Here is a 12,209-nt window from a genome sequence, read left to right on the forward strand (position 1 = left end):
GAACCAGGGCCTACTGCTTTGTGTCCCGAGGTACATCCGCCGGCTGCGCCCGCTGGGGAGCACGGACACCGGGATACGCTCGGGACGCCATGGAGATCTCCGCACCGCTGACCGCCGTCCTGACGCAGATCGGCGCCCGGTTCCCCGAGCTCGCCCACGACCCGGTCCTCGCGCAGAACCTGTACGAGAACGTCACGTCGATGGTGGCCGAGGCGCACGAACGGTACGCCGCCGGAACGGACGGCAGTGTGGTGAGCGACCGGTACCTCGACCCGGCGCACCTCGCGACAGGTGCGCTGCACGCCGAGCACGCGCAGCACCCCGCCGGTGCGATGCTCGCCGCCGAGGTCCTGTACGACGCGTACCTGCCGGTGTTCGTCGACGAGGTCCGGGCGACCACGACCGACGAGGTCCTCCGTGCCACACGCGCCCTGCACGCGGCGATCTGGAGCCGCTTCCCCGCCGGGGCGATCGCCTACACCGAAGCCCTCCGGCAGCGCGTGACCACCGCGAACCTCGACTCCCGGACCCGGATCGCCCGCGACCTGCACGACCGCGTCGCCCACGGCGTCCTGGCGGGTCTGCAGCGGCTCGACCTGGTCCTGCTGACCGACCCGCCCGCCGACGGCCGCACGGAGCAGCTGGAGGCCGCCGGGCGTCTCCTCCGCGGTGCTCTCGCGGACGTGCAGGACCTCGCGGTCGCCCTGCACGCCCGCGTCGGGGACGACCTGCTCGACGACGCCGTCCGCCGCCACGTGGCCGACCTGTTCCCCGACGACGAGCGGCTGACGGTCACCACGGCTGGATCCCCGACGCCGCTGCCGAACTGGAAGGCCGAAGAGGCCCTCACCATCGTGCTCGAGGCGCTCACCAACCGCCGGAAGCACGCCCCGGGCTCCCGGTGCCGTGTGACCTTCACCTGGTCCGACGAGGACGTGGTGGTCGCGGTCGCCGACGACGGCCCGGGCTTCGACGCCGGCAGCCGCCCCGACGGCCGACTCGGTCAGCACACGATGCGGGAACGCGCGGCGGTCATCGGTGCCGTCCTCGACGTCGAGAGCACGCCCGGCGCCGGTACCACGGTCCGCCTCACCGTCCCGAAGGGCTCGATGTGACCACCGCCACCGCCACGCAAACGCCCGCGGTCACGCACGTCGCGATCGTCGACGACCACCGGCTCTTCCGCGAGGGGCTCGCGACGATCCTGTCCGCCGTGCCGACGATCCGCGTGGTCGCACACGGCGAGCGTCCGGCCGACGTGCTCGACTCCCCCGAAGCGGCCGCCATCGACGTGCTGCTCCTCGACGTCGAGCTCGACGGACCGCCGGCGCGCACCACCATCGCGACGGTGCGGCGGAACCACCCGGGCATCGCCGTCGTCGTGCTGACGATGCACCGCGACGCCGTCCTGCGGCGGACACTGCTCGACGTCGGTGCGGTCGACTTCGTGACGAAGGACACCCCGAGCCGCGAGCTCGTCGACCGGATCGTCCGGGCAACGAGCACGGACGCGGCGCCGGTCACGTTCCCGATCGACCTCGTCACCGAGGCGCGGGCGGGGACGCCGTTGAGCGACCGCGAACTCGAGGTCCTGGGACTCGTCGCGGCGGCACGCTCCAACGCCGAGATCGCCGCGGACCTCGGACTGGCGATCGGCACGGTGAAGCGCCACGTGTACAACGTGTTCCGGAAGCTCGACGTGGGCTCCCGGGTCGCCGCGGTGGCCGCCGCGACCCGTCTCGGCCTCCTGGCTTAGACGCTCCCGACAGGGGTCGAGGGAGCAGAAATCGTCGGCTCTCTCGCGGCGACCAGACGATTTCTGCTCCCTCGACGCGGCGGCGACCGCATCGACCGCGGCGCCGCGGCGCGCACTAGACCGAGGCGCCAGCCCCCGCGGGCACGAGCCGACCGGCGGCGTGCAGCCCGGCCACGACGTCGAGCGCCTGGTGCCGGTACCGCGCCTGCGCGGCCCCGGGCGAGACGATCACGCCGTTCGCACCGGTCGACTCGACGAGCGCGTTGATCTTCGCCGCGACCTCGTCGGCGTTGCCGTACGCCTGGCGCTCGGTGCGAGCGGCGATGAACCGCCGCTCGAGGTCGGAGAACTCGTACGCGCGGGCCTCGTCCATGGAGACCGGTTCGGGCTTCGCACCCTGGCGCATCCGGATGAACGAGATCATCCCCGGGGCGCTCTGCTCCTCGATCACGGCGGGGTCCTCGTCGGTGACGACCTGCACGCCGATCAGGGCGTTCGGCGTCTGCCGGAAGCGCGAGGGCCGGAACGAGTCGCGGTAGAGGGCGAGCGCCGCCTCGGTGTTGTCCGAGGCGAAGTGGTGGGCGAAGGCGAACGAGACGCCGAGCGCCCCGGCGACCTGCGCGCTGTACCCGGAGGACCCGAGCAGCCAGAACTCGGGCACGTCGCCGTAGCCGGGCACCGCGCGGATGCCCGACAACGGGTTGTCCGAGGACATGCCGGTGAAGAACCCGATCAGGTCGGCCAGCCGGTCGGGGAAGTCGTCCACGTCGAGCCGGTCGGTGCGGCGGAGGGCCATCGCGGTCGCCCCGTCGGTGCCCGGCGCACGGCCGAGCCCGAGGTCGACCCGGTCCCCGTAGAGCGCACGGAGGGTGCCGAACTGCTCCGCGATCACGAGCGGTGCGTGGTTCGGCAGCATCACGCCGCCGGAGCCGATCCGGATCGTGGAGGTCGCGGCCCCCACGGCGCTCAGGAGCACCGCCGGCGCGGACGACGTGATGCCCGGCATGCCGTGGTGCTCGGCGACCCAGAAGCGCTCGTAGCCGAGCTTCTCGGCGTGCACCGCCATGTCGATGGAACCCTGCAGGGCCTCGGTGTTGGACTGGCCGTACTCACGCGTCGCCAGGTCCAGGACGGACAGGTGCAGGGTGTCGTCGCTCATGTGGTCAGCAACGCGCCCTGCGGCGCGCGCATTCCACGTGCCCTGGACGCACCCGACAGGCGGACGGGAGGCCCGTGGCGGGGCCGCAACGGGCCTCCCGTCCGGCTGCCGGTCACCCGCAGGACGCCACTCGGCAGATCGGGTCAGGCGCCGTCGAGCCGGCCGCCGGACTCCGTCAGGTAGCAGTTCGCGCAGAGCGACTCGTAGGTGACGTCGACGCCGTCGATGGCGACCTGCGAGCCGTCGAAGACGAACCGGCCGTCCACCTTGCGGGCGTTGAAGACGGCCTTGCGGCCGCACCGGCAGATCGTCTTGAGCTCCTCGAGGGAGTGCGCCACCTCGAGCAGGCGGGCGCTGCCGGGGAACGCCTCGGTCCGGAAGTCGGTGCGGATGCCGTAGGTGATGACCGGGACCTCGTCGAGGACGGCGATCCGGAGCAGGTCGTCGACCTGGCGAGGTGTCAGGAACTGCGCCTCGTCGACGAGCACGCAGCTCACCGGCCGGACCATGCCGTCGAGCCGGTCGGACTCGGGGTCGGTCGCACCCGCCTCGGTCACCGCGGCGCGGACGTCGGCGTCGGGACCGAACACGATGTCGACGGTCCGGGTCACCCCGAGCCGCGAGACGATCTCACGGTCGCCCTTGGTGTCCACCGACGGCTTCGCGAGCAGGACGCGGTGGCCCCGCTCCTCGTAGTTGTAGGCCGCCTGTAGGAGCCCCGTGCTCTTGCCGCTGTTCATCGCGCCGTAGCGGAAGTAGAGCTTCGCCACTACGCGAGGAACCCGTCCTCGGCGGCACGACGGATGAGGTCGGACTTCTTCGACGCCGGACGCCCGACCTTGCTGTACTTCTCGCGCACGCGACGCAGGTAGGTCTTCGCGGTCTCGTACTGCACGTTCATCTGCGCGGCGACCTCGTTCGTCGAGTAGCCCGACACGTAGAGGCGCAGTGCCTCTTCCTCGCCGTGGCTCAGCTTCGGCCGCTGGTGCGCGTTCGCCCCGGTCGGCAGCGGTCGCCAGTCGCGCTGCGGCGGGGTCTCGCGGGCGACGCCCATGATCTCGCGGGCGACGTCCATGACCTCGCGCATCGGCAGCGACTTCGACAGGAACGCGGCAGCTCCGGCGGCGAGTGCGCGGTCGCGGGACTCGCGGCTGTCGACGCTCGACAGGACGATCACCTTCGCGCCGGCGGCACGGCAGGTGCGCACGCGGGCCTCGATCGAGACGGGCTCCTTGAGCTGGAAGTCGAGGAACACCAGGTCGGTCGGGAAGTTCTCGCTGTGCACCATCTCGAGCCACGTGTGCGCCGTGAGGGCCAGGTCGAAGTCGAAGGCGTTCACCGCGATCCAGCTCGACAGGCTGTCCAACAGCACCTCGTGGTCGTCAAGGATCGCCAGCCGCACGCGTCGTGTCCCCGGGTTCGGCAGGGCGGGCGTGCCCTCCGTGATCCGGCTCGGGTCAGTGCTGGTCATAGGAGAACCTTAATGCGAGGGCGGAGGGTCGGACGGCGACGTCCAGATCGGGGAACGTCACGCGGAGCACCGCGAAGTACGGGTCGAAGGTGCGGTGGATGCCGACGTCGGAGGCAGCGACGGCGAGGTCGATGGCGACCGCGACGCGGCGACTGCTCGGGCCGCCGGGGCCGTCCGGGCCGTCGAGCGGGTCGGGGCCGCGCACCGGGGTGCCGTCGGCACCGGCCGCGCGGATCACGGCGCGGAAGCCCGCCGGGTCCACGGCGGAGGCGCGGAGTGCCGCTCGGACGAACGTCCGGAGCACGGTCCGCTGGTCGACGTCGAGCGTGGCGATGAGGCCGTCCGGGTCGTCGACGTGCGCCTTCCCGTCCCCGGCGACGGTCACCGCCTGCTCGAACCAGGTGCGGTCGGCGTCGGCGACCATCGAACGGCGGATGCCGTCCGCGATCGCCCGGGCCCGCGCCCGGTCTGCGTCGGTGATGACGTCCTTCGTGCGGAGCTCGGCGAAGAACGGCGCGACGTCACGCGTGAGGATCGTCGACCGGTCCTGCTGCACGCTCGCCGCGATGCCGTCCCGCTCGGCACGCTCCACCGAGTACGACCCGGCACGGATCTGCACGCGTTCGGCGAGCCCCGCGAACGTCCACGCGAACACCACCGACGCCGCGGTCAGCACGAGCGTCGGCGCCGCGGCGAGGAACGCGGCGACGGCCACCGGCACGTGGTGCGGGAACACGGAGGCCGACGCGCCCGCGGTCACCCCGGCGACGACGGCGAGCACCAGCCCGCCCACCGCCAGGTCGGCCCACGGCCGGTACGGCGCCGTCATCACGATGCCGGTCGCCGCGAGCAGCGTCATGAAGTCGTTGAGGGCGCTGCGGTCCGGGCCCCACTGCGCTGCGACGCTCGTCACGGTCGCCGCGGCCAGGAGCGCGACGTGCAGGACGAACGCCCACCGCGGGAACGGCGCGCGGAACGGGCTCGAGGCGACGAACACGACGGCTCCGGACGCGGCCACGAGCAGCACCGTCAGGGCGCTCAGCGTCGGGCTGCCCGCCACGTCGCGGCTGAACACCGACACCAGGAGCGCCCACAGGACGCCACCCACCCCGAGGACGATCGCGAGCGGTCGTGAGCCCATCGCGCCGAGCGGGTCGTACTGCTGCGCCGTGCGGGTCACCGGTCGGCCTCGTCACGGGCGACGGGGGTGACCGCGGGGACGGCGCCGGTGAGGGCGCCGTACGGCACCGACATCATGACGCTCGTGCCGGACCCGGGCGACGACCACACCTGCACGTCGCCGCCGACCCGGCCGATGCGCTCCCGGACGGAGCCACGCAGGCCCATCCGGTCGGGGCTCGTCTCGGCCTCGTCGAAGCCACGGCCGTCGTCCACGACCATCACGGTGCAGGCCACACCGTCGTCGAACACGCTGACCTCGGCCGCGTCCACGCCGGCGTGCTTGTGGACGTTCGCCAGGCACTGGGACACCGCACGCAGCACCGCCGTCATCGCGGGCTGGTCGAGTCGGGTGAACGCTGCGGGGTCGCCGGTGACCGTCACGTCGAGCCCGGCGTCGCGGTGCTCGTCGACCATCCGCTCGAACGCCTGCACCGCCACCCCGGGACGGGGCCGCTCCGGCGCCGCCTCGGGAGCGAGCCACTCCTTGCCGGTGAGCATCGCCACGTCGGCCTCGACCGTGCGCGCGAGCTGCGGGTCCATCGGGCCGTCCGGGGCGAGCGCGATCGCGCCGAGGTGGTTCAGCACCGTGTCGTGCAGGATCGCCGCCGCCTCGGCCTCGACGCCGGCGCGGTAGGCCGAGACGTGCTCCTCGCGCGCGGACCGGAGGAGCTCCGGCTGGACGCGCTCGGACCGCGCGGTGTTCCGGCTGGTGAAGAGCACCAGGGCGATGACGAACGCCAGCGTGATCCACGCGAGCACCAGCGGGCGGGCGGGACCGCCCTCTTGTGCGATGGCGATCGAGGTCGCCACACGACCGACGAGGAACCCCGCGACCGACCACAGCACCACCCGACCGGCGACCGCACCGGCGCCGCCGACCAGCACGAGCGGGACGATCGCCAACGACAGCAGGTACGACCCCACCCAGCCGGGCGGGACCTCGCGCTGCACGACGACGGCGAACCACCAGGCGCAGACCCCGCCGACCACGAGGAACGCGACGGCGGACCGCCAGGTGCCGAACTGCACGTGGACCGCGATCATGCCGAGCATGGGCACCAGGGCCAGCACGGCGCCGACGGCACGGACGTCGGGGTCGGCCAGCCGGAAGAGCAGGAGGGCGATCGCCGCGGCCACCACGGACCCGATCGCCGCCGCGTGGAAGGCCCGCACGGTCGACCACGCGTTGACCCGCGGAGCGAGATGCGTGGGGATGCCGAGCACGAGGAGTGGGTCCTTCCGGACGAGTGGGAACGCCGCCCACGATCCAACCACCGTTGGCGCGATCGTGTACCCCGAATGACAGAGCGATCGGCGACCCGCTCGATGATACCGGCAGCGCGATGATCCAGGTGTCCCCCGAACGCGGACCGACGAGTACTCAGAAGAGTCGCGGTGAACCCACGGTCACCGGGGGCGTGCGACGCCCGTCGAAGCCCGGATCGGCACGCTTCAGCGGCGACGTGACCGGCACGGACTGCTCGACGAACTGGTCCGGTCGTCCGGCCCGCCCGTCGCCGGCTCCGGTCCCCCCGCCGGCACTCGCTGCATCGGCGCGTGCGCCTGCGATCGGACCCGGGCGGTCTCCCGCTCGGTTCGAGAACCCCATCGAGCCGGTCGCCGGGTCCACCCGGCCGAGCCCCAGCCCGTGCGCCCGCAGGATCGGCCGCACCCGCTCGGCGAGCCAGCGCCGGTAGTCCGCCGGGGCGTACGTGTTGTCGAGGTACATCGCCCGGTACCGCGCGACCAGCTCGGGCCGGGTCCGCTGGAGCCACTCGAACCACCACGGCTTCACCCCCGGCCGAAGGTGCAGCGCGGAGTACATCACGCTCGACGCCCCGGCCGCCGCCGCCCGGCCGACGGCGTCGTCGAGGTGTGCCCGGGTGTCGGTGATGTACGGCAGGACCGGCATGAGGAACACCGAGCAGTCGAGCCCGGCGTCGCGGATCGCCCGCACCGTCGCCAGCCGCGCGGTCGTCGTCGGGGTGCCCGGCTCGACCTGCTGCTGCAGCTCGTCGTCGTACACGGCGATCGACATCGCGAGGTCGACCGGTACCGACTTCGCTGCCTCGACCAGCAGGGGCAGGTCCCGCCGGAGCAGGGTGCCCTTCGTCAGGATGCTGAACGGCGTGCCCGACTCGGCCAGGGCGCGGATCACGCCGGGCATCAGGCGGTACCGGCCCTCGGCACGCTGGTACGGGTCGGTGTTCGTGCCGAGTGCGACCGGGTGCCGGTCCCACGTCGGCTTCGTGAGCTCGCGGTGCAGGACGTCGGCCACGTTCGTCTTCACGACGATCTGCTGGTCGAAGTCCGCTCCCCCGTCGAACTCGAGGTAGGTGTGCGTCGGCCGGGCGAAGCAGTACACGCACGCGTGGCTGCACCCGCGGTACGGGTTGATCGTCCAGCCGTAGGTCCCGCTGCCGTCGGCCGCCGGCACGCGGTTCAGGGCGCTCTTCGCCAGGACCTCGTGGAAGGTGACATCGGCGAACTCCGGTGTCGTCACACTGCGGACGAACCCGCTGTTCGACTCCATGCCCGGGAGCGCGTCGCTCCGCGAGGCATCGATCGCCTGACCACTCCACCGCATGCCGTCATTCGAACACATGTTCGAACGCCGCGCAAGACGAGGAGCGCCGCGTGGGCCGCTCAGTGGTGCAGGCCCAGCACCTTCGCCGTGCGCTCGAGGGTCTCGTCGGCGAGCTGCGGGTCGCTGCCGAGGTCCTGCCCGTACGTCGGCACCATGACGCGCACCGCCGACTCCCACCGGTCCCAGCGGTCCGGGAAGCACTTCTGCAGCATGCTCAGCATGATCGGCACGGCGGTGGACGCCCCCGGGCTGGCGCCGAGGAGCCCGGCGATGGAACCGTCGGCCGAGGTGATGACCTCGGTACCGAACTGCAGCACGCCGCCCTTCGCCTTGTCCGGCTTGATGACCTGCACGCGCTGGCCGGCCGTGATCCGGTGCCAGTGCTCGGGCTCCGCTGCCGGCATGAAGTCCCGCAGGGCGTCGAACTTCGTCTGCTTCGACGCGAGCAGCTGCCCGATCAGGTACCGGACGAGGTCGAAGTTCGAGAACGCGACGCTCAGCATCGGCCGGAGGTTGTGCGGCTTGATCGACTTGACCAGGTCGAGGATCGACCCCTGCTTCAGGAACTTCGGGCTGAACCCGGCGTACGGGCCGAACATCAGCGAGGCACTGCCGTCGACGATGCGGGTGTCGAGGTGCGGCACCGACATGGGCGGTGCGCCGACGCTGGCCTTGCCGTACACCTTCGCCGCGTGCTTCTGCACGACCTCGGGGTCGTCGGTGCGCAGGAACTCGCCCGACACCGGGAACCCGCCGTAGCCGCGGATCTCCGGGATGCCGGACTTCTGCAGCAGGTGCAGCGCCCCACCGCCCGCACCGACGAAGACGAACTTGGCGGCGATGCGCTGCGTCGAGCGTCCGACGTCGTTGCGGACGTCGAGCACCCAGCCCTCGCTGACCTTCGACCGCGTGAGCTTGGTCACCTGGTGCGACGGCTCGAACTCGACGCCGTCGATCTCGAGCTGGTCGAACAACTGCCGCGTGAGCGACCCGAAGTCGACGTCGGAGCCGGCGGCCGAGTACGTCGCCGCGATCGGCTGGTCCTTCTTGCGGCCCGGGATGAGCGCGGGCGCCCACTGGCGGATCTGCGTCGGGTCGTCGGAGTACTCGATGCCGGCGAACAGCGGGTGGTCCTTCATCGCCTCGTACCGCTTCCGCATGTACTCGACGTTGTCGGCGCCCCAGACGAAGGAGATGTGCGGGGTGGGGTTGATGAAGTTGGTCGGCTCGGGCAGCGCACCCGTCTCGACGAGGTGCGCCCAGAACTGCCGGGACACCTGGAACTGCTCGTTCACCGTGACGGCCTTCGCGATGTCGACACGGCCGTCCGGGAGCTCGGGCGTGTAGTTCAGCTCACAGAGCGCGGAGTGGCCGGTCCCCGCGTTGTTCCAAGGGTTCGAGCTCTCCTGCGCGACGCTGCCGAGGCGCTCGTAGACGCGGATCTTCCAGCTCGGCTCCAGCCGGTGGATGATCGCGCCGAGCGTGGCGCTCATGATCCCTCCCCCGACCAGGACGACGTCGATCGGGTCCACCTGCTTCTCTGCCACCCGTCGATCCTAGCGGCGCGGGCTGACAAGGCGGCCACCCGACGGACTGGAGGCGCGGTGCCAGCTGGCACCGCGCCTCCTGTCCGGCAGCTCGTCGCGACCTACGCGGCGACCGTCCGACGCGCGACGATCGCCTCGGCGATCTGCACCGCGTTCAACGCGGCGCCCTTCCGGAGGTTGTCGTTGCTGACGAAGAGCGCGAGGCCGTGGCCCTCCGGTGCGGACTGGTCGGCGCGGATCCGGCCGACGAAGGTCGGGTCCTGCCCGGCGGCCTGCAGTGGCGTCGGGACCTCGGACAGCTCGACGCCCGGTGCGTCGGCCAGGATCTCGGTCGCCCGCTCCGGCGTCAGCGGCCGGTCGAACTCGGCGTTCACGGAGATCGAGTGTCCGGTGAACACCGGCACGCGCACGCACGTCCCCGCGACCAGGAGGTCGGGGAGCTCGAGGATCTTGCGGCTCTCGTTGCGGAGCTTCTTCTCTTCGTCGGTCTCGCCCAGACCGTCGTCGACGATGCTGCCCGCGAGCGGCACCACGTCGAACGCGATCGGTCGCACGTACTTGACGGGTTCGGGGAACGTCACCGCCGAGCCGTCGTGGGTGAGCGCCGCGGTGTCCTGCTCGAGCGCGGCCCGCGCCTGGCCGAGGAGTTCCTCGACACCGGCCAGCCCCGAGCCCGAGACGGCCTGGTACGTGGTCGCGACCAGTCGACGCAGCCCGGCCTCGGCGTCGAGGACCTTCAGGACCGGCATGATCGCCATCGTCGTGCAGTTCGGGTTCGCGATGATGCCCTTCGGAGCGGCGTCGATCGCGTGCGGGTTGACCTCGCTCACGACGAGCGGGACCTCGGGGTCCATGCGCCAGGCGCTGGAGTTGTCGACGACGAGCGCACCGGCGGCGGCGAACTTCGGCGCGAGCGCACGCGAGGCGGTGGCCCCGGCGGAGAACAAAGCGATGTCGATGCCGGACGGGTCGGCGAGCTCGGAGTCCTCGACGAGGATCTCCTCGCCGCGGAACGGCAGGGTCGTGCCGGCGGACCGGGCGCTAGCGAAGAACCGGACGTGGTCCGCCGGGAACGCGCGCTCCTCGAGGAGGCGACGCATGACCGCGCCGACCTGCCCGGTGGCGCCGACGACGGCGACGGTGAGGGTGCTCATGGACTGCTCCTGCTCGTTCAGCGGCCGGTGCCGGCGTAGACGACGGCTTCGGAGTCGGCGTCGAGACCGAACGCGTTGTGGACGACGCGCATCGCCTCGTTGAGGGTGTCGGCCCGGGTGACGACCGAGATGCGGATCTCCGACGTGGAGATCATCTCGATGTTGATCGACGCTTCGTGCAGGGCACGGAAGAGCGCCGCCGAGACGCCCGCGTTCGTGCGCATGCCGGCACCGACCAGCGCGAGCTTGCCGATCTGGTCGTCGTACTGGATGCCCTCGTACCCGATGTCGGCCTTGGCCACCTCGAGCGCGGTGAGGACTCCCTGTCCCTGGTCCTTCGGCAGCGTGAAGGAGATGTCCGTGCGACCGGTGACGGCCTCGGACACGTTCTGCACGATCATGTCGATGTTCGCGCCGGCGCGGGCGACGATCGTGAAGATCTCAGCCGCCTTGCCGGGGGTGTCGGGCACGCCGACGACGGTGATCTTGCCCTCGGAGAGGTCTCCGGCGATGCCGGTGATGATCGGTTCTTCCACGGTTTCCCCCTCTGCAGGGTTGTAGACGATGGTTCCCTCGGCGTTGCTGAAGGAGGAGCGGACGTGCAGGGTGACGCCGTGCCGACGGGCGTACTCGACGGCACGGATGTAGAGGACCTTCGCACCAGAGGCTGCGAGTTCCAGCATCTCCTCGCTGGTGATGCGGTCGACCTTCTGCGCCTTCGGCACCACGCGCGGGTCGGCGGTGAAGATGCCGTCGACGTCGGTGTAGATCTCGCAGATGTCCGCGTCGAGGGCGGCCGCGAGCGCGACCGCGGTCGTGTCCGAACCGCCCCGACCGAGCGTGGTGATCTCGCCCGTGGTGCGGTTGAAGCCCTGGAACCCGGCGACGATCGCGACGTGCCCGGCGTCGAGTGCTTCGCGCACGCGCTTCGGGGTGACGTCGACGATGCGGGCCTTGCCGTGCTGGGCGTCGGTGAGCATGCCGGCCTGGCTGCCGGTGTACGAGGACGCTTCGACCCCGAGGCTCTTGATCGCCATCGCGAGGAGCGCCATCGAGATGCGCTCCCCCGCGGTCAGGAGCATGTCGAGCTCACGGCCGGCGGGGATCGGAGTCACGGAGTGCGCGAGGTCGACGAGCTCGTCGGTGGTGTCGCCCATCGCCGAGACGGCCACGACGACGTCGTTGCCGGCCTTCTTCGTCTGGACGATCCGCTTCGCCACGCGCTTGATGCTCTCGGCGTCCGCGACGGACGATCCACCGAACTTCTGCACGATCAGGGCCACTGGCTGGTACTCCCGGGGACGACGGTTCCGCGAGGGTGACGCGGTCTGACAATGGTAGTCGGTGTTTCGC

11 protein-coding genes are annotated in these 12,209 nt (G+C 71.5%); 2 read left to right on the forward strand and 9 right to left on the reverse strand.

What is annotated here, in order from left to right:
* Positions 1–89: 89 nt before the first annotated feature.
* Both BIU96_RS00530 and BIU96_RS20045 read left to right on the forward strand, forming a co-directional pair.
* Complete coding sequence (locus tag BIU96_RS00530) at positions 90–1,115, forward strand: sensor histidine kinase (protein ID WP_071290660.1); 1,026 nt, start codon at positions 90–92, stop codon at positions 1,113–1,115.
* Positions 1,112–1,756, forward strand: coding sequence for a response regulator transcription factor (locus BIU96_RS20045; protein ID WP_071290661.1), 645 nt, complete (start codon positions 1,112–1,114; stop codon positions 1,754–1,756). Before BIU96_RS00530 ends, BIU96_RS20045 begins: the two co-directional genes overlap by 4 nt.
* Before the next feature lie 115 nt (positions 1,757–1,871).
* Here BIU96_RS20045 and BIU96_RS00540 read toward each other — a convergent pair whose 3' ends face one another.
* The 9 genes from BIU96_RS00540 to BIU96_RS00580 form a co-directional block, all read right to left on the reverse strand.
* Positions 1,872–2,915: an LLM class flavin-dependent oxidoreductase gene (locus BIU96_RS00540; protein ID WP_071290662.1), complete on the reverse strand. Its 1,044-nt coding sequence runs from the start codon at positions 2,913–2,915 to the stop codon at positions 1,872–1,874.
* A gap of 143 nt (positions 2,916–3,058) precedes the next feature.
* Positions 3,059–3,685 carry a thymidine kinase gene (locus BIU96_RS00545; protein WP_071290663.1) on the reverse strand — a complete coding sequence of 209 codons (627 nt, stop codon included), beginning with the start codon at positions 3,683–3,685 and terminating at the stop codon, positions 3,059–3,061.
* Complete coding sequence (locus BIU96_RS00550; RefSeq protein ID WP_071290664.1) at positions 3,685–4,386, reverse strand: response regulator transcription factor; 702 nt, start codon at positions 4,384–4,386, stop codon at positions 3,685–3,687. The genes BIU96_RS00545 and BIU96_RS00550 overlap by 1 nt, the downstream gene beginning before the upstream one ends.
* Positions 4,373–5,566 carry a hypothetical protein gene (locus BIU96_RS00555; protein WP_071290665.1) on the reverse strand — a complete coding sequence of 398 codons (1,194 nt, stop codon included), beginning with the start codon at positions 5,564–5,566 and terminating at the stop codon, positions 4,373–4,375. Before BIU96_RS00555 ends, BIU96_RS00550 begins: the two co-directional genes overlap by 14 nt.
* Positions 5,563–6,843, reverse strand: coding sequence for a sensor histidine kinase (locus tag BIU96_RS00560; protein WP_071290666.1), 1,281 nt, complete (start codon positions 6,841–6,843; stop codon positions 5,563–5,565). The genes BIU96_RS00555 and BIU96_RS00560 overlap by 4 nt, the downstream gene beginning before the upstream one ends.
* Positions 6,844–6,949: 106 nt before the next feature.
* Entirely contained in the window at positions 6,950–8,155 is a 1,206-nt protein-coding gene (locus tag BIU96_RS00565) for an Rv2578c family radical SAM protein (RefSeq protein ID WP_071290667.1), read from the reverse strand.
* A gap of 59 nt (positions 8,156–8,214) precedes the next feature.
* Positions 8,215–9,702, reverse strand: coding sequence for a malate:quinone oxidoreductase (locus BIU96_RS00570; RefSeq protein ID WP_083402538.1), 1,488 nt, complete (start codon positions 9,700–9,702; stop codon positions 8,215–8,217).
* A 101-nt stretch (positions 9,703–9,803) separates the two neighbouring features.
* Entirely contained in the window at positions 9,804–10,856 is a 1,053-nt protein-coding gene (locus BIU96_RS00575; RefSeq protein WP_071290668.1) for an aspartate-semialdehyde dehydrogenase, read from the reverse strand.
* Between the two features lie 17 nt (positions 10,857–10,873).
* Positions 10,874–12,139, reverse strand: coding sequence for an aspartate kinase (locus BIU96_RS00580; RefSeq protein ID WP_071290669.1), 1,266 nt, complete (start codon positions 12,137–12,139; stop codon positions 10,874–10,876).
* Positions 12,140–12,209 lie beyond the last annotated feature (70 nt).

Source organism: Curtobacterium sp. MCBA15_008 (assembly GCF_001865065.1).
Classification (GTDB): Bacteria; Actinomycetota; Actinomycetes; order Actinomycetales; family Microbacteriaceae; genus Curtobacterium.

Bases quoted from the DNA above. Each gene is read 5' to 3' on its own strand.
- BIU96_RS00530 (WP_071290660.1), top strand. From the start codon at position 90: ATGGAGATCTCCGCACCGCTGACCGCCGTCCTGACGCAGATCGGCGCC.
- BIU96_RS00540 (WP_071290662.1), bottom strand. From the start codon at position 2,915: ATGAGCGACGACACCCTGCACCTGTCCGTCCTGGACCTGGCGACGCGT.
- BIU96_RS00550 (WP_071290664.1), bottom strand. From the start codon at position 4,386: ATGACCAGCACTGACCCGAGCCGGATCACGGAGGGCACGCCCGCCCTG.
- BIU96_RS00565 (WP_071290667.1), bottom strand. From the start codon at position 8,155: ATGCGGTGGAGTGGTCAGGCGATCGATGCCTCGCGGAGCGACGCGCTC.
- BIU96_RS00575 (WP_071290668.1), bottom strand. From the start codon at position 10,856: ATGAGCACCCTCACCGTCGCCGTCGTCGGCGCCACCGGGCAGGTCGGC.